The 16,864-nt window shown below is 62.6% G+C and carries 19 protein-coding genes; 5 read left to right on the top strand and 14 right to left on the bottom strand.

The annotated features are described in order from the left end of the window. Nucleotides 1-8: 8 nt before the first annotated feature. Nucleotides 9-551 (top strand): hypothetical protein, encoded by a 543-nt coding sequence (locus H9Q75_RS11370; RefSeq protein WP_186567186.1) that lies wholly within the window; start codon nucleotides 9-11, stop codon nucleotides 549-551. Nucleotides 552-854: 303 nt separating this feature from the next. Then, entirely contained in the window at nucleotides 855-1,565 is a 711-nt protein-coding gene (gene deoC, locus H9Q75_RS11365) for a deoxyribose-phosphate aldolase (RefSeq protein ID WP_186567184.1), read from the top strand. 82 nt (nucleotides 1,566-1,647) lie between these two features. Here deoC and H9Q75_RS11360 read toward each other — a convergent pair whose 3' ends face one another. From H9Q75_RS11360 to H9Q75_RS11350, 3 genes are read right to left on the bottom strand one after another with little or no spacing between them, the layout of a single operon-like run. Next, the gene (locus H9Q75_RS11360) at nucleotides 1,648-2,502 is read right to left on the bottom strand and encodes a helix-turn-helix transcriptional regulator (RefSeq protein WP_186567182.1); all 855 of its coding nucleotides are present in this window, start codon (nucleotides 2,500-2,502) and stop codon (nucleotides 1,648-1,650) included. Then, on the bottom strand, nucleotides 2,487-3,578 hold the full coding sequence (locus H9Q75_RS11355) for a zinc-binding metallopeptidase (protein WP_186567180.1): 1,092 nt from the start codon (nucleotides 3,576-3,578) through the stop codon (nucleotides 2,487-2,489). The genes H9Q75_RS11360 and H9Q75_RS11355 overlap by 16 nt, the downstream gene beginning before the upstream one ends. 34 nt (nucleotides 3,579-3,612) lie before the next feature. Beyond that, entirely contained in the window at nucleotides 3,613-4,584 is a 972-nt protein-coding gene (locus tag H9Q75_RS11350) for a hypothetical protein (RefSeq protein ID WP_186567178.1), read from the bottom strand. Between the two features lie 91 nt (nucleotides 4,585-4,675). Here H9Q75_RS11350 and H9Q75_RS11345 point away from each other — a divergent pair, with 91 nt between their 5' ends. From H9Q75_RS11345 to H9Q75_RS11335, 3 genes are all read left to right on the top strand, one after another. Next, a complete protein-coding gene (locus tag H9Q75_RS11345) occupies nucleotides 4,676-5,449 on the top strand; it encodes a TatD family hydrolase (protein WP_186567176.1) in 774 nt (257 codons plus the stop codon). Nucleotides 5,450-5,451: 2 nt separating this feature from the next. Further along, nucleotides 5,452-6,069 (top strand): TatD family nuclease-associated radical SAM protein, encoded by a 618-nt coding sequence (locus tag H9Q75_RS11340; RefSeq protein WP_186567174.1) that lies wholly within the window; start codon nucleotides 5,452-5,454, stop codon nucleotides 6,067-6,069. Nucleotides 6,070-6,216: 147 nt separating this feature from the next. Then, nucleotides 6,217-6,630 carry an RNHCP domain-containing protein gene (locus H9Q75_RS11335; protein WP_186567172.1) on the top strand — a complete coding sequence of 138 codons (414 nt, stop codon included), beginning with the start codon at nucleotides 6,217-6,219 and terminating at the stop codon, nucleotides 6,628-6,630. Nucleotides 6,631-6,668: 38 nt separating this feature from the next. Here the strand turns inward: H9Q75_RS11335 and H9Q75_RS11330 are convergent, their stop codons facing one another. From H9Q75_RS11330 to rplI, 11 genes are all read right to left on the bottom strand, one after another. Further along, nucleotides 6,669-7,307, bottom strand: coding sequence for a flavodoxin family protein (locus H9Q75_RS11330; protein ID WP_186567170.1), 639 nt, complete (start codon nucleotides 7,305-7,307; stop codon nucleotides 6,669-6,671). After that, nucleotides 7,304-7,795 (bottom strand): flavodoxin family protein, encoded by a 492-nt coding sequence (locus tag H9Q75_RS11325; RefSeq protein ID WP_186567168.1) that lies wholly within the window; start codon nucleotides 7,793-7,795, stop codon nucleotides 7,304-7,306. Before H9Q75_RS11325 ends, H9Q75_RS11330 begins: the two co-directional genes overlap by 4 nt. Before the next feature lie 16 nt (nucleotides 7,796-7,811). Next, nucleotides 7,812-7,937 (bottom strand): hypothetical protein, encoded by a 126-nt coding sequence (locus H9Q75_RS12830; RefSeq protein ID WP_279287674.1) that lies wholly within the window; start codon nucleotides 7,935-7,937, stop codon nucleotides 7,812-7,814. 66 nt (nucleotides 7,938-8,003) lie between these two features. Further along, on the bottom strand, nucleotides 8,004-8,681 hold the full coding sequence (locus H9Q75_RS11320; RefSeq protein ID WP_341480946.1) for a peptidoglycan recognition protein family protein: 678 nt from the start codon (nucleotides 8,679-8,681) through the stop codon (nucleotides 8,004-8,006). A gap of 137 nt (nucleotides 8,682-8,818) precedes the next feature. Beyond that, nucleotides 8,819-10,195, bottom strand: a complete 1,377-nt coding sequence (gene mgtE / locus H9Q75_RS11315) for a magnesium transporter (protein ID WP_186567164.1) — start codon at nucleotides 10,193-10,195, stop codon at nucleotides 8,819-8,821. A gap of 330 nt (nucleotides 10,196-10,525) precedes the next feature. Further along, on the bottom strand, nucleotides 10,526-11,047 hold the full coding sequence (locus H9Q75_RS11310) for an O-acetyl-ADP-ribose deacetylase (protein ID WP_186567162.1): 522 nt from the start codon (nucleotides 11,045-11,047) through the stop codon (nucleotides 10,526-10,528). Beyond that, a complete protein-coding gene (ftsH, locus tag H9Q75_RS11305) occupies nucleotides 11,034-12,941 on the bottom strand; it encodes an ATP-dependent zinc metalloprotease FtsH (protein ID WP_186567160.1) in 1,908 nt (635 codons plus the stop codon). Before ftsH ends, H9Q75_RS11310 begins: the two co-directional genes overlap by 14 nt. 55 nt (nucleotides 12,942-12,996) lie before the next feature. Beyond that, the gene (hpt, locus tag H9Q75_RS11300) at nucleotides 12,997-13,548 is read right to left on the bottom strand and encodes a hypoxanthine phosphoribosyltransferase (RefSeq protein ID WP_207720834.1); all 552 of its coding nucleotides are present in this window, start codon (nucleotides 13,546-13,548) and stop codon (nucleotides 12,997-12,999) included. Between the two features lie 5 nt (nucleotides 13,549-13,553). Beyond that, nucleotides 13,554-14,942 carry a tRNA lysidine(34) synthetase TilS gene (gene tilS / locus H9Q75_RS11295; RefSeq protein ID WP_186567158.1) on the bottom strand — a complete coding sequence of 463 codons (1,389 nt, stop codon included), beginning with the start codon at nucleotides 14,940-14,942 and terminating at the stop codon, nucleotides 13,554-13,556. A gap of 1 nt (nucleotide 14,943) precedes the next feature. Next, nucleotides 14,944-16,296: a replicative DNA helicase gene (gene dnaB, locus H9Q75_RS11290; protein WP_186567156.1), complete on the bottom strand. Its 1,353-nt coding sequence runs from the start codon at nucleotides 16,294-16,296 to the stop codon at nucleotides 14,944-14,946. A gap of 88 nt (nucleotides 16,297-16,384) precedes the next feature. After that, nucleotides 16,385-16,831, bottom strand: coding sequence for a 50S ribosomal protein L9 (rplI, locus tag H9Q75_RS11285; RefSeq protein ID WP_186567154.1), 447 nt, complete (start codon nucleotides 16,829-16,831; stop codon nucleotides 16,385-16,387). Nucleotides 16,832-16,864 lie beyond the last annotated feature (33 nt).

Here is a 16,864-nt window from a genome sequence, read left to right as displayed (position 1 = left end):
TGCGGATTATGGATACCACATTGATGGAACGTACGCTGTTTTCAATCTATGATGTCTCCATTGAACATCCCAAAAGCTGGAAGCTCTGCTTTGATCCCAAACGGGGCGTCACCTACAACTCCGGCTTTTTCCGGATTGAGGATTTTGTCCCCAAAAAGGGAGCTCAGCTCTCCCTGAGCCTGAACTGGGAGGCGGCCGAATCCACCAACGAGGAGTTTGCGGAGAACTACTACGCCAATATCCGCCAGCAGTATGCAAGGCAGCTGAAAAAGACTCCCTATGACATTGAAACGATGGAGGTCGTGGATTTCTGCGGTGGGAAGGCGGCCTTTGTGGTGTCCGAATACCGAGCGTCCCTGGGGCTGGTTAAGCGCAAGTCCGACGCCCCGGTGCGGGTGCTCCAGCTGGCTTTCTATGACGAGGAGAGCGGCCGGGCTGTGGTCAGCTCCCTGATCGGCCGGCCTGACAACGTGCGGGAGAACGAGGAGGCCCTGCGGGAGCTGGTGTTCTCAGTCTCCTGTGGCTGCGCCTGCAAGAGCCTCCCGGGCTGAGGCACGGCAGCATCCCCCGGATCTATCCCGGCACAGTGTCTGAGCAATGAAAAGCGGCGCCTCCCCCGAAAGGGGGAGGCGCCGCTTTTGGGTATCCGGCCGGCAGAACGTCTTACCGCCTCTTGAGACGCGGCCGATATGAGGAGCCTATAGAATGAGCATTGAAAGAAAAATATCAATATAGAACAAAAAATATGTGATAAACAACAAGAACCAAATAAAGAATGATGTTATACTATAAACACTGGCAGAATGTGCCGATGGAACAGATACATGAAAAATGATATACAGGAGGCAATCAATATGAAACCCACAAAGAAAGCAAGCGAAATGACCCTGAAGGAGCTGGCGTCCTACATCGATTACTCCGTGCTGAAGCCTGAATTTACCGAGGAGCAGATTATCGACCTCACCAAGGACGGCGTCAGGCTGGGCTGTGCCACCATCTGCATCAACCCCGGTTACATGGATCTGTGCGAGCCCTATGTGAAGGGCTCCGATACCATGCTCTGCCCGGTGACGGACTTCCCCTTCGGCACCAGCTCCACTGAGTCCAAGGTCATGCAGATCGAGATGGTGGCCAAGTACGATACTGTGAAGGAAGTGGACGTGGTCGCCAACTTCGGATGGATCCGGGCGGGCAAGTATGACAAGGTGACCGCCGACCTGAAGGCCTGCGCGGATGCGGCCCACAAGTACGGCCGCCAGCTGAAGGCCATCTTCGAGACGGACGCCCTGAATGAGGAGCAGATCAGAAAGACCTGCCACTGCTGCATCGAGGCGGGCGTGGACTTTGTAAAGACCAGCACCGGCTTCCTGACCGGCTTTGAGTCCCACGGCGCGACCCCCGAGGTCATCCGGATTATGATGGAGGAAGTGGGGGACAAGTGCAAGATCAAGGGCAGCGGCTGCATCCGGACCAGGGAGCACTTCCTGCAGCTGATCGACATGGGGATTGACAGAATGGGGATCGGCTACAAATCCGTTCCCGTTGTGCTGGATCTGAATAAGTAAAAAATATGGATGCCGGGGTTGAAATTGGGGACAGGGAGTGGCTCCGATCAGCTCCGCAGGTGAAGGCAGAAGGGCCGGCCCCTTATGGGCCGGCCCTTCTGAATAATGCGGGAGAGGTGTGGTATACCTCCTTGAACAGGTGGTAGAAGTGGCTCAAGCTGTTGAAGCCGCATAGAGAGCTGATGGCCAGAATGTCCTCAGAGGTCTGGGTCAGCAGGTAGATGGAGTACTCCAAGCGCCGTTGGTTGATATACTGTGTGGGCGTGGCGGACAAATATTTCCTGCAGGCTCTGCACAGGTGATTGACCGAACAGGGGGATAGCTCCTGCATCCGCGGGAAACCCAATCGCAGATTTTCGATTTTCTGCATCTCCTCGATCATGGCGGAGAACCAGTCCGGGACAGGGCGGACTGCCTTTTGCTCGGCTGCATAATGAAAAAAGTGATCTGCAAATACGGAGCTGAGGCAGCTTTTGGCATAAAAAACAGTCTGTGCGGCGGGGGCGGTGTCCATATAAGCGCCGATGGTCAAAAAGGCATGACTCACCTTTTCCAGGGTGTCCTCCTTCAATGGGATGATCACCGGCAGATCAGAATGGATCAGGGTCTGAAACTCCTTGTAGTGGTCGAGGAAAACCACAATGCTTTGGAATGTCCGTTCGGAGAAGCCGATGTTGATGATGCGGAAATCCTCTGAGCAATGGAACTCATAGGTGTGGACGTCCCTTGGCCGAATAAAGACAAGGTCCCCCCTGTGGAGCGTCTGTATGGCGTGGTTTACCATATGCAGGGCGGTCCCTTCGGCCACAACGAACATTTCGTAAAACGTATGGGTGTGCAGCTTGGCAGTCTGATGGATAAATGAATTTCGAAAGAGCAAACCGGTGTCAGGCTCCAGAAAGGTATGCTCTTTTCCATAGACTAATACCTGTTCCATGCGGCCTCCGATATACTGTCGGTCTGTTTCCAGGGCTCCTCCGCGTCCAGACCCAGATGGGCGCGCACCTGGTCCCGGAACTGGGTCAGCTCCGGATAATCATAGAAAAAGCGGAGCTTTTGCTCCCACACCGCGTCTCCCTCCAGAGGCGGCCAGAGCAGGAAATAGGTAAAGCTCTCCGCAATGTCCTCCGAGGGGTCGGTGGAGGCGTAAGCGGTGACGAAATCCTCCTCATGACGGAGGAAAAACCCGTAGCTGTTGGGGTTTGCAAGACGGTCGTCCAGGAGATCGGTCCAGAACTCCTGGTAAAAGTCGTCCAGATAGGAGCCGCTCCGGGCGACCATGCCAGCCTCGTTATAGGTGTCCACCGTCTGCCGGTGGGTGTAGACCACCTGGCTGTCGTTGAGGGTGAGGGCGTGGCAGTACTCGTGGAGCAGCGTCTCGGTAAACCAGCCTTCATCCTCCGCATCCGCCGGGTCCACCGCCAGCTCCCAGCGGCTGCCGGAGGAGTCCAGGGCCATGACATAGGCCAGCATCTCCTCCGGCCCGTCGGTAAACACGGTGAAGCGGGTAAATCGCTCCAGGTCGCCGTCCGGCAGCAGGGCGACAATGCGTGCCCAGAGGTCGGCGTCCGCCTCCTGGTCGGTCCCCCGGCGGCCGGCCATGTCCGCCGGGCGGAGGGCGCTGCCCTCCACCACCCGGTACCCGGCCAGCACCCGCTCCGGAGGACTGCTGTACCCCCAGGGCCCGCCGTCTCCCAGATAGCGGGTGGTCCAGCGCTCATAGAGGCGGTTCAGCCGGCGCAGAAGCTGCTCCTCCTGGGCGGATTTTTCCCAGCGGCCCGCCTCCAGCCGCGCCCGGCGCAGGGGCTCCAGCTGCTCCAGCAGCAGAAGGGCGCGCCCGCGCTCCTCCGCAGTGATGACGTCCGAGAGGAGGCCCAGCTGCGCGTCGGCCAGACGCCCCAGCTCCTCCCCTAAGGCGGAGGGCTGCGCCGGTTCCGGCGTAGGCACCGGCTGGGTGCAGCCGGCGCCCAGGAGCGCCAGCAGGAGACAAAGGGCGAGAAAATGTCGTCTCAAAAACAGGCACCTCCCTGAAACGCTGCTCGGCGGCTCACTCTGCGCGGGTGAGGACCACGCCGTCCAGGGGGCGCAGCGTGTCTGCCGCAGCGGCCGCCTGGTGCGCCTGCTGCCGGCCGGTGCGGGTGATAACGCGCCAGGAGAACCAAAGGCCCAGCAGCAGAAACAGTCCGGACTGAATCAGATTACCGGTGATGGAGCCGGAGGCAACCGTGTCCGCGTACATACCCAGGCCGGTCCAAAGGGAGACGGCCCGGCCCAAGGCCTGGCAGAGGCTAATGTAGTTGGTGAGAAAGTGGATGGAGAACAGGTTGAACACAGAGGAGACCAGCGTGCATACGAAAGCGCCCCGATCCATCCGGCCCCCCAGAAGCTGATAGCCGTAATAGGCGCAGATGGGGATCAGGGCAAACAGCAAGGCGTAGATGCGCTGGGCAAATAGAATGATCAGCACGGTGGGCAGAGTGCCTACGATCCCGCCCAGCAGGGCGCCAAGAAAGCCGGTGATGTAGCTGCCGGAGGCCTCGTTGTGCGCCGCGCGCTCCTGGACAGTGCGGTTGCGGCCCTCCACACAGGCGCGGTGCACGGGCAGATAGCCCTCGCCAAGCCCGCCGCCGGCGGCCAGCGCGTCACACCCGGGGCGGCTGCAGAGAGGGCAGCGGTCCGGCACCGTGAGGCCCAGCTCCCGCAGGGCCCGGACGGTCTGGTCCAGCACGGCGGAAAAATCGGCGCGTGCGCTCCGGAGCTTGGCCCCGTTACACACCAGGTGGTAGCACCCAGCCCTGGGGACGGTCAGAGTCCAGCCCCGGGGCAGTCCCTTCCCCAGGGCCTTCAGCCCGGCCCGGTCCGGGCGGCCCTCCAGCCGGAACAGGAAGGCCGCGGCCCCCCTGCCCGAGGGCGCAAAATTCACCTGAAAGGGCAGCCCGCCCCACACACCGAAAACGCCTCGGCCCTGAACGAGCCAGTCCCGCCCGCTGAGAAAGGCGGCGTATTCATCCTGCAGCATTTCTTCTTCCCTCCTTGCAAAGCAGGTGCAAACATTGTATCATAAAGGAAAGCCGCGGGCAACCGCCCGCTGAGAGAACAGGGGTTTTTCCATGATCTTTGACACCCACGCCCATTATTATGACAGCGCCTTTGACCCGGATCGGGACGCGCTGCTCTCCGCCCTGCCGGAAAAGGGGGTCCGCCTGGCGGTGTGCCCCGGCTGCGACTTGGACTCTTCCAGAGCCAGCCTGGCCCTGGCGGAGCGATACGACTACCTTTACGCTGCCGCCGGCTTTCACCCGGAGAATCTGGAGGGGGCCGCCCTGGCCGCCCTGGACCAGGTCAGGGAGCTGTGCGCCCACCCCAAGGCGGTGGCGGTGGGGGAGATTGGCCTGGACTACTACTGGGTCAGGACCCCCGAGGGCCGCGCCAACGCCCGGGACTTTTTTGACGCCCAGCTCTCCCTGGCCCAGCAGCTGGATCTGCCCGCCATCGTCCACGACCGGGATGCCCATAAGGATTGCCTGGACATTGTCCGCGCCCACCCGGACAGCCGGGGGGTGTTCCACTGCTACTCCGGCAGCCTGGAGGACGCCAGGGTCCTGGTAGACCGGGGCTGGATGCTCTCCTTCACCGGGAACATTACCTTTAAAAATGCCCGGCGGGCCCCGGAGGTCCTGCGCTGGCTGCCTCTGGACCGGCTGATGCTGGAGACCGACGCCCCTTACATGGCGCCGGAGCCCCACCGGGGGGAGCGGTGCGACTCCTCCCTCATCCCTCTGATGGCGGCCACGGTGGCCCAGCTCAGGGGGCTGACCACGGAAGAGGTGCTCGAGATCACCCTGGAAAACGGAAAGCGATTTTTTAACATCAAGGAGGGGTAAGCGTGGAGACCATCAGCTATGAGTATGAGGGCGCTCTCTATGTGAATCTGACCAACCGGTGCGACTGTGCCTGCGTGTTCTGTCTGCGGCACAACGGGCATAAGGGCTCCATCTATGCGGACGATCTCTGGCTGGACCACGAGCCCACCCGGCAGGAGGCCCTGGACGACCTGCTGGCGCGGGACTTCTCCCAATATCGGGAGCTGGTATTCTGCGGCTTTGGGGAGCCCACCTACCGCCTGGACGACCTGCTGTGGCTGGTGGACCGGCTGAAGGAGCGGGTGCCCGGCCTGCCCCCGGTGCGCATCAACACCAACGGCCACGCCAATCGGATCCTGGGCCGGGATGTGACGCCCGAGTTGGCCGGGCGTATTGACACGATTTCCATCTCCCTTAACGGCTCCACGGCGGAGGAATACTGTGCGGTCACCAAGCCCAGGGATGGGGAGGCGGCGTGGCAGGCCATGCTGGACTTCACCCGCCGGGCCAGGGAATATGTGCCCCATGTGGTGATGACCGTGGTGGACAAGGACAAGTCTCCGGAGGAGCTGGAGCGCTGCCGAAAGCTCACCGAGGACCTGGGGGTCACCCTGCGCATCCGGGCCTATATCCCGGATTGACGAAAACCCGAAAACGAAAAACGGAAGGAATTTTGCTGTTTGAAACGAATTGGTACACTGGAGCTTGCGGCAAGCCGGGAGGTTTGCGCAAATTAATCTCCGCAATACCTCCCAAAAGGAGCCTGGCACTTTTAGGAGGAATTCTTCTTGGATCGCAAAAACAAACGAAAGCAGCTGGAAAAAGGCTATTACAAGGCCCATGCCTGCCATGAGGTGTTTACCTGCAAGGTGTGCGGCCGGGCGGTGGACCCCGCCGGGGCGGGGAGCGGGCACCGCAATCACTGCCCCAACTGCCTGTCCAGCCTCCATGTAGACGACGAGCCCGGGGACCGGGCCGCCGGCTGCGGCGGCGTCATGGATCCGGTGGGAGTTTGGGTGCGGAAAAACGGCGAGTGGGCGGTCATCCACCGCTGCCGCCGCTGCGGCGTGCTCCATTCCAACCGGACAGCCGCCGACGACAACCCGGTAAAGCTGCTGTCCATCGCCCTGCAGCCCCTGGCCCGGCCGCCCTTCCCGCTGGAACATATGCGGGAGCTGGCGGAGCGCCTGATGAAGCCATAAGGAAAAAACGGGAGACGGTTCAGGCCGTCTCCCGTTTTTCAAGTGAATTCCGTCTTGTTCAGGTCCTCTTCGGTCAGGCCATTGGCCGCCGCCAAACGGCGCCATACCCGCTGGGTAGCGTCGCAGTGCTCCTCCCGGGTGAGCTCCGGAGCGGAAAAAACGTGGGGCCCGCCGTCGCCGGCGGCAATGTCTGCGGCCAGACCGGCCAGGGCCTCGCCCAGGGCCGCCTTGGGGGGCTCACCCATGGGAATTTTTTTCAGTGCGTGCAGCGCGCCGCCCGCGCCTACCCCCATGCCCCGGCCCCAGATCAGACCGGCCCGGCCGCTCCAGCAACGCAACATGTCCAGGGCGTTGACCGTCTGGGCACCCTCATAAAAACCGCAGTTGACCAAGGCGTACACCCGTTGGCCATGCCCACCCCGGCGCAGAGGGGCCTCCAGCCCCTCCAGAGCGGTCAGCAGGTGGGCGGGCAGGCCGTCCACATACACCGGACAGGCCAGGACCAGCGCGTCGGTATCCAGCAGAAGCCGGGCTGGGTCCTCCGCCGGACGGACGGCGTGCAGAGGGCACTCCACACACTCCAGCCCGGCGGGCAGGCAGGCCCTCAGGCCGTCCAGCAGCATGGCGGAGGCGCTGCCCCGGGGCTTGGGGCTGCCGTTGATCAGTGCTACCTTCACAGCTCTCCCTCCAATTCCGCCGCAGATAGATAAAAGGCGACCCGCTCCAACGGGAAGTCCAGGTTCCGGGCCAGGGCGCGGGCCCAGCGCCCGGCCGTCTCCCGCTCCGCTTGGGTAATATCCCCGTAAAAGAGCACCCACAGATCGGGGTGGTGGTCCAGGCGCATTTTGTGGTGCATCTCGCCGCCGCGGATGGCGAAGTCCGGGTGCATATAGGGGATGCTCCGGTCCAGCAGGGCCTTGACCTCCGGGCCGGGGCCGCCGTAAAGGCAGCGGGAGACGATCCACAGCCGATCGCAGGCGGCAATGCTCCGCCCCATATGCGACCACTGGTCCGGCTGGGCGCACACACCAGGGGTGCGTACCCAACAGGAGAAGCACCCCACGCACACACGGGCGCTCCCGTCAGCGTGGAGCACCGCTCCATAGGTCCCCGTTACCATCCATGGGGGCAGGTCGTGAAGCAGCAGGGTGTGGCTGGTATCCATAGCGTTCCCTCCCGGACTATGCGGCGATCTCCTCCCTCAGGTCGGCCAGCGCCTCCCGCTCGGTATCAGCGGAAAAGCGGAAGCGGCCGAACTGGTCGTAGACCTCTACATGTCCATGTACATATCGAATTTCGTATTCCATCGTTCCGCGCTCCCTTCTCATTGGTTCTGAGAATAGGATAGCGGAAAAAGTGTCCCATAAAACGGACTATTCTGTCCCGGTGTCCAGATCGCTTAAAAAAGCTTCCCAGGCCTCCGGGTGCTGGACGTAGTAGCGGGGGCATTCCTTTCCGGTTACATCATAGTGTCGGATCACCTGGCTGGTATCCAGGCCGTAGTAGTCCATGAGCCAGGCGGTCAGCCGGACCAGGGCGTCGTAGGTCTCCTGGGTAAATTCACCCGCCTCATCCGGGTGGCAGCACTCGATGGATAGCGTGTCGCTGTTGCGCTGGCTGGAGCAGTAGGCCACCTCGTCCAGGGGGACATTCTGGAGGATCTCGCCGTCCAGCCCCACCAGGAAGTGGCTGCTGGCGTAGGTCTCGCCGCTCCGGGCCAGGCCGGCGAAGTAGCTGTGGTTCTGCTCCGCCGTGGTGCCCGGATTGCCCACGTAGTGGATGACGATCCCGTTGATGGCGTCCAGCGGCGTGCCGGGACGGGAGTAGTCGTTCACGGGCAGCAGCGCCTGGGTAATCCACTCTGGATTGTCCGGGGGCTGCTTGACCTTGGGGTTTTTGGACCGGGCGTCTCCGGACAGCAGGCGCCCTGCCAGCAGACCCGCCGCCAGGATGGCCAGCAGGAGCGCCGCAAAGGGAATGCCGCGGCACCGGCGCCTGCGTCTGCGTCTGTGTCGCCGGGTGGGCGGGCGGCGTACGGCGGTTTGTTCCATGGGCATTTCCTCTTTTCGACGGTATTCTTGCCCCTATTATAACAGATTCCGCCCGCCTGTTTTTTAAACTTTTCTAAATTCCGTTCCGCCGCCGATGCGGAACTGCCCGTACGCTTCGTACGGGCAGTTCCAACGGGTTATAGGTGCAGAAGCGCTGTGGCCACCTGAAAATAGAGCAGCAGGGAGAGGGCGTCCACAATGGTGGTGATGAAGGGGCTGGCCATCACCGCAGGGTCAAAGCCCAATTTCTCCGCCACAATGGGGAGGGTCCCCCCCACCAGCTTGGCGCACAGCACGGTAACCGCCATGGTGATGCACACTGTGAGCATGACCCCCAGGGTAATCCCGTCGCCGCCCAGCAGCAGCTTGTCAATGAGCAGGATTTTCATAAATACTGCAGCGGACAGGGTCAGTCCGCAGAGAATGGCCACCCGGCATTCCTTCCAGAGAATCTTCGGCAAATCCCGCAGCTCAATCTCCCCCAGGGAGAGGCCGCGGATCACGGTGACCGAGGTCTGTGAGCCGGAGTTTCCCGCCGTATCCATCAGCATGGGGATGAAGGCGGTCAGGACAATCTGAGCGGCCAGGGCCTCTTCAAAATGGTTGAGAATCATGCCGGTAAAGGTGGCGGACACCATGAGCAGCAGCAGCCAGGGAATGCGGTTTTTCCAGATAGCAAAAATGGAGGAGCGCAGATAGGGCTTTTCGGAGGGCAGCATGGCCGCCATTTTTTCCATATCCTCCGTGGCCTCCTCCTCGATGACGTCCATGGCGTCGTCAAAGGTAATAATGCCCACCAGCCTGCGCTCAGTGTCCACTACGGGCAGGGCCAGGAAATTGTACTTGGAAAACATCTGCGCCACGTCTTCCTTGTCCTCTAGGGTGTTGACGCAGATCACGTTCTCCTCCATCAGCTCGGCAATGGTCTCCTGGTCGTCCTCACAGAGGAGCAGGTCCTTGACCGTGGTCATACCAATCAGCTTTCGGTCCACAGTGACGTAGCAGGTGTAGATGGTCTCCTTGTCGATCCCGGTCCGGCGGATCCGCTTGAAGGCCTCCTCCACCACCATGTCGGGGCGGAGCGTGACGTATTCGGTGGTCATAAGGGAGCCGGCGCTGTCCTCGGGGTAGCGGAGGATCTCATTGATCTGCTTGCGCATATCCGGGTCAGCCTGCCGCAGGATGCGCCGCACCACATTCGCGGGCATCTCCTCCACGATGTCCACCGCGTCGTCCACGTACAGCTCGTCAATGACCTCCTTGAGCTCGCTGTCGGAAAAGCCGCAGATCAGCAGCTCCTGGGCCTCCGGCTCCATCTCCACAAAGGTGTCGGCGGCCAGATCCTTGGGCAGCAGCCGGAACAAAAGGGGGAGGCGGTCTTCCGCCAGGCCATCAAAAATGGCCGCAATGTCAGACGGGTTCATGGTAGAGAGAATATCGCGCAGGGAAAAGTACTTTTTTTCACTGAGGAGCGCCAACAGGGTGGCCTCCATGGTGACGTTGTGTTCTGCCATTGTTTCTTTCCTCCTAAATCTCAAGAAATTAGGAAGTAGAGACACAGAAACGGCCAGCGTTACAGAGGGTATAAAATGGCCACAGGAGCAATTCGATATCCAATCCGACTTCGGCCGGTCACTGTGCCGCTACTACTTCCTGCGTCCATTTCGTTCACCCCTTTAAATATCAAATCGAAAACGGAGCCGAATGGCCCCACAAATTATAATTATAAACCGGCAGGACCGGTTTCGCAACCCCAAAACTGCGGAGAAAAGTGGCGGCACAGGGAAAAGGTGCGGCGGAACGGTGTTGCTCCGTGCCGCCGCACCCATCTGATGCGTCATTGGTTAAAGCCGGCGGACGTCGGCCAGCGCCGCGTCGTAGGCGTCCTTGACCTCCTGGCTGAAACAGACAAATGTGACGTGCTGCACGCTGTTACCCTCCTCCGAGAGGCAGGCGCTCACCGCGGCGGCGGCGATGGGCGCGGCCAGCTCCAGGGGGAAGTGATACACGCCCGTGGAGATGGAGGGAAAGGCCACGCTCCGGCAGCCGTACTCTGCCGCCAGGGCCATGCAGCTGCGGTAGCAGGAGGCCAAAAGAGCGCGTTCCCCATGCCCTCCCCCGCGCCAGATGGGGCCGGGGGTATGAATCACATACCGGGCGGGGAGACGGTAGCCCCCGGTGATCTTGGCCAGCCCGGTCTCACAGCCGTTCAGGGTGCGGCACTCCGCCAGAAGTTGGGGGCCGGCGGCCCGGTGAATGGCGCCGTCCACCCCGCCGCCCCCCAGCAGGGTACAATTGGCGGCGTTGACAATGGCGTCGGCGCGGACCGTGGTGATGTCTCCCAGCAGGGTGTCAATCCGCTTCATGTCCGCGCTCCGGTTTGTCCGGACCGTAGCCCTCCGGCGGGCGCACGGCGTCCGGATCGGTAAAGACAAGGGCAAAGGTCTTGGCGTCCATGTTCTCGTATTTCAGCAGGTAGTCGGCCACAAAGTCCAGCTGGGCCCGGTTGGCCTGGAGAATTTCCTCGCAGCGGGCATAGGCCTGGTCGATGAGGGCCTTGACCTCCTCGTCAATGAGGGCGGCCACCTCCTCCGAGTAGTTCTTGGTCTGGGCCATGGAGCGGCCGATAAACACCTCGTCATGCCCGGAGTCGAAGACCACGTTGCCCACCTTGGCACTCATGCCGTAGCGGGTGACCATATTGCGGGCGATGGAGGAGGCCTTCTGCAGGTCGCTGCCCGCGCCGGTGGAGATATCCCCCAGGGCCAGCTGCTCGGCGGCCCGACCGCCCAGACAGACCGAGATGCGCTCGGTCAGCTCCTTCCGGGACTGGAAAGAGACGTCCTCCTGGGGCAGGGAGATGGTCATGCCCCCCGCCATGCCCCGGGGGATGATGGTGATCTGATGCACCGGGTCCTGGGTCTCCAGACCGTGAATCACAATGGCGTGACCCGCCTCGTGATAGGCTGTGAGCTTCCGTTCCCGCTCAATCACCACCCGGCTCTTCTTCTCCGGGCCGGCGATGACCTTGATCACCGCCTCGTGCAGGTCCTGCATGGAGATAAAGCGGTTGTGGCGGCGGGCGGCCAGCAGAGCGGCCTCGTTCATCAGGTTCTCCAGATCCGCGCCGGTAAAGCCGCCGGTGGCCTTGGCCAGGTCGGCCAGGCTTACGTCGTCGCCCAGAGGCTTGTTGCGGGCGTGGACCCGCAGGATGGCCTCCCGGCCCTTGATGTCCGGATAGCCCACATACACCTGCCGGTCAAACCGGCCCGGGCGAAGCAGGGCGGGATCCAGGATGTCCTGCCGGTTGGTGGCCGCCATGACCACCACGCCCTCGTTGTTGCCGAAGCCGTCCATCTCCACCAGCAACTGGTTAAGGGTCTGCTCCCGCTCGTCATGGCCGCCGCCCAGACCTGCACCTCTCTGGCGGCCCACGGCGTCGATTTCATCAATAAACACAATGGCCGGGGCGTTTTTCTTGGCCTGGTCAAACAGGTCGCGCACACGGCTGGCGCCCACGCCCACGTATAGCTCTACAAAGTCCGAGCCGGAGATGGACAGGAAATGCACCCCCGCCTCACCGGCCACGGCCTTGGCCAGCAGAGTCTTGCCGGTGCCCGGAGGGCCCACCAGAAGCACGCCCTTGGGAATGCGGGCCCCCAGCTCCAGAAAGCGCTTTGGGTCCCGGAGAAACTCCACAATTTCCTGCAGCTCGGCCTTCTCCTCCACCGCGCCGGCCACATCGTCGAAGGTGACCTTCTTCTGCTCATCTGCGCCGGTGCGGGTGCGGGCCCTGCCGAAGCGGGCGGTGCGGTCCGCTCCGCCGCCCCCTCCGCCGTTCTGGCGCAGAAACATCACATACCACAGCAGCCCCACCACCACCAACGTGGCCACGATGGGGAGGAAGGAGACCCAGGCGGGTGTGCGGAAGCCCTGGATATAATCATAATCGCTGATCACACCCCGGTGGACCTGATCCACAATCAGGTCGTTGAAATCGTGGTAGAACCAGTCGGGATACGCCAGCTCAAAGGTCACGGACTCCTGGCCGTCCACCGGCTCCCGGAGCCAGAGGGTAAGGGTGGAGTCCTTCAGCTGGACCTGGGCCACCTGCTCCTGCTCCAGCAGGCGGCGGATCTCGCCGTAGGTGGTGCGCTCGCTGGCATCCAGTCCGCCCCGCAGGGCAAAGACCGTCATCAGCAGGATCAGGGCGATCAGCAGGTAAAAGCCCACGTCCCGCAGGTTTCGTTTCTTACTCAAACAAAGGCCACGTCCTTTCCGGGCAAAACTAGCGGATTATTCCGGGAGAATCATCTCATTCCTCATATACACAGGGCTTGAGCACCCCGATATAGGGAAGGTTGCGGTATCGCTCCGCAAAGTCCAGGCCGTAGCCCACCACAAAGTAATCGGGGATGGAAAAGCCGGAATAGTGCAGCTCCACCGGCTTGACCCGGCGGGAGGGCTTATCCAGCAGAGTGCACAGCCGGATGGAGGCGGGGTGGCGGGCCTGAAGAATCTTCAGCAGATAATTCAGGGTGTTTCCGCTGTCCAGAATATCCTCCACCACGATGACGTCCTTCCCCTCGATGTGTTCAGATAGGTCCTTGACAATCTTGACCTGGCCGGAAGAGGCGGTGCCGGCGCCGTAGGAGGAGACCGCCATAAAGTCCACCGTGCAGGGTAGGTTAATGCTGCGCACCAGGTCGGCCATAAACACAAAGGAGCCCCGCAGCACGCTTACCAGCAGAGGCTCCTTCCCCTGGTAGTCCCGCTCAATTTCGCGGGCAATCTCGCCCACCCGGCAGCGCAGCTCCTCCTGGGAAAAGAGGACACGCTCAATGTCCCGGTCCAGCATATGTTCCATCTCGCTCACTCTCTCTTTTTACAAATAAATTGAAGCTCCAGGGCATCCTCCCCCGGGCGGGCCAGGCGGCTCCGGTCGGGCCCCAGGCCGGCGACCGCCACGACCCCCAGCTGGTCCGCCAGCACAGGGATGCGCTCCCGCTCCCGACGGGGGACGCGTGTCTCGATCAGCCATTTTTTCAGGGTTTTGCCGCCACGGCCGGGCGGGGAAAGCCGGTCCCCAGTCTGCCGGGAGCGGAGGGTCAGCGGCCCGGAAAGGCGGCCCAGGGACACCCAGAAGGCGTCGGGGCCCAGGGGGGGATTTTCCGGGCAGAAGGTCCTGCGGCAGCGCAGCAGCCAGGGTGTATCTCCGGCCGCCGTTACTCCGTTCAGATCCGGGATGACGGGCTGGAGAGGGGGGGGCGCACTCCGAAAGGTGAAAAGCAAGTCCTGGTAGGAGCGCTGTGCCAGCAGCCCGCCGGGGAGCCGGACCGAGGCCGAGGGATCGCTCCCCCGGGCCAGGGCCACAACGGCGTTCAGGTGGGCGGCGGTGCAGTCGTCGTTGCCGGAGCGTAGCTGCCCGATCAGAAATCGGACGGCCCTGGGGGCCAGTGCATCGGGCAGTCCAGCCAGGTCGGCGGCCGGAAGCGCCAGTTCCCCATCCGCCCAGCGGGCGCGGGAGCAGGCGGCCTGGGCCTGGGCGGAGAGATAGGCCTCGTCGGTCTGGAGCAGTTGTGCGGTGCTCCACATACGGGGGAGAAAGCCGGGGTCGATCTCCTGCAGAAGGGGAAGGATCTGGTGCCGCACCCGGTTCCGGGCATAGGAGTCGTCCGCGTTGGTGCTGTCCTCCACGTGGGGCAGGCCGTAGGCGTGCAGGTAGGCCTCGATCTCCCGCCGGGGCGTGGTCAGCAGCGGGCGCACCAAGTCGTCCCGCCGGGGCAGAATACCGGTGAGACCCCGCAGCGCACAGCCCCGGAGCAAGTGGAGCAGCATGGTTTCCGCATGATCGTCGGCATTGTGGGCCAGGGCGATCACATGGGCGCCAAGGGCCTGCGCCGTCTCCCGAAGGAAGGCGTAGCGCATGTCTCGGGCGGTCTCTTCCAGGCCGGTCCCCCGGCGCTTGGCCTCCTGCGCCACATCCCCGGAGCCCACCACCAGCCGGGGCGGCCGGGGATCTAGGAAGCGGGCCGTAAAATCCCGGACAAAATCCTCATCCCGGTCCGACTCTGCCCCCCGCAGCCGGTGGTTGTAGTGTGCGGCGGCCAGGGTGAAGGGAATCTCCCCCTGCAGGCGGTGCAGCAGGTGGAGCAGGCACACCGAGTCCGCGCCCCCCGACACCGCGCACAGTACGGTGCTTCCGGGCGGGATCAGGCCGTATTGCCGGATGAGGGCCCGGGCGCTCTGCTCGGCCCCCATATCAGTACTCCTCGTGGCGCCGGTCAATGGAGGAGAAGGTAGTGTATTCGGGCAGCCACTGCAGTTCCACCGTCCCCGTCTCGCCGTGGCGGTTTTTGGCAATGATGCATTCCGCCAAGTTGTGGTTTTCGCTGTCCTCGTTGTAGTAGTCGTCCCGATAGAGGAACATCACGATGTCCGCGTCCTGCTCAATGGCGCCCGACTCGCGCAGGTCAGAGAGCATGGGGCGCTTGTTGGTGCGGGCCTCATTGGCGCGGGAGAGCTGGGACAGGCAGAGCACGGGCACATTCAGCTCCTTGGCCATAATTTTCAGGGCGCGGGAGATGTCAGAGACAATCTGCTGCCGGTTGTCGCCGCTGCGGGAGGGACCGCCGGCGGAGGTCATGAGCTGGAGGTAGTCTATGACCACCAGCCCCAGATTATCCACCCGGCGGCATTTGGCGTTCATGTCCGCCACGCTCAGGGCCGGGTTGTCGTCAATGAGAATCTGCGTCTGGTTCAGGGCGGCCGAGGCGGCGGCAATTTTGGTCCAGTCCTCCTCAGCCAGCTTACCGGTGACCAGCTTTTTGTTGTCCACAAAGGACTCTCCGGAGATCAGGCGCATGGCCAGCTGCTCCCGGCTCATCTCCAGGGAGAAAAAAACCACGGTCTTGCCGGAGAACTTGCCCGCGTGCAGCAGGATGTTCAGGGCCATGGACGTCTTGCCCATGCCGGGGCGGGCGGCCAGCAGAATCAGGTCGGACCGGTTTAGACCGGAGATGGCCGCGTCCACGTCGGGCAGGCCGGTGCTTAGCCCCGGCACTGCCTGGCCGCTGGCGGCCAGCTCGTTGAGGCGCTCATAAACGCCGAGAATCACGCTGGAGATGTGCTCCAGTCCCTGGGAGGCGCGGCCCTGCCGGATGGCATAAATCCGCTGCTCCGCTGCCTCCAGCACCTCCTGGGCGGTGCCGGTGCCCTCCTGAATGAGGGCGGTCAGGTCCCCGGCGGTCTCGGCAATGCGCCGCAGGAGGGCCTTATCCTTCACGATGGCCACATACTCCTTTACATTGGCCGCCGTGGGGGTGATCTCCATCAGCTGGAGGATGTAATTGCGGGAGGTGTTCTCGTCGTATACCCCGTTCTGGCGCATGTGGTCCAGTACGGTCACCGGGTCAATGGTCAGGGAGAAGTTGAACATGGAGTAGATGGTCTCATAGATCTCCCGGTTGGTGCGCAGGTAAAAGTCTTCGGGTTTCAGCTCCTCAATGACCTGGGGCACGCAGCGGGCGTCAATGAGCATGGAACCCAGGACGCTCTGTTCCGCCTCCACGCTGTGGGGCATCTGGCGGACCAGCAGTTCCTCCTCTGTCGCCATGAAATCACCTCCTGGATGTGTGGCGGCGGCCCCCTGCGGGGGACGGGGATGCCGCGCTGATGCGGAGAGGGGCCGTTTTGGACGGGCCTCAGCCCTCCGCCACGACGACCTTCAGGGTCCCCACCACCTCGTAGCCCAGCTTGCACTTAAGCTCGTAGCCGCCGAAGGCCTTGATGGGTTCGTCCTGGACGATCTTGCTCTTGTTGATGGTGATGCCGTGCTGGGCGCTCAGGGCGTCGGCGATCTCCTTGGAGGTCACGGCGCCGAAGAGCCGCCCGCCGTTGCCGCCCTTGGCCACGATCTTCACGCTCAGCTCCTTGAGCCTGGCGGCAATGGCCTCAGCCTCCGCCTTCTCGGCGGCCTCCTGGGCCTTTTTGGCTTTCTCCTGCATTTTCATGGTGTTCAGGTTTTCCGCCGTGGCGGCCACCGCCAGCTTGCGGGGCAGCAGGAAGTTGCGGGCGTATCCGTCGGACGCGTCTACCAGCTGGCCCTTTTTGCCCTGGCCCTTTACGTCCTGCAGTAGAATTACTTTCATCTGATGTTCTCCTTTCAAAATCCAAGCGGGGGA

The sequence above is a fragment of the Lawsonibacter celer genome (genome assembly GCF_014281125.1).
GTDB classification, from domain to species: domain Bacteria; phylum Bacillota; class Clostridia; order Oscillospirales; family Oscillospiraceae; genus Lawsonibacter_B; species Lawsonibacter_B celer.
Note: the sequence above shows the minus strand (reverse complement) of the source record. Positions and strands in the feature narration are given on the sequence as shown.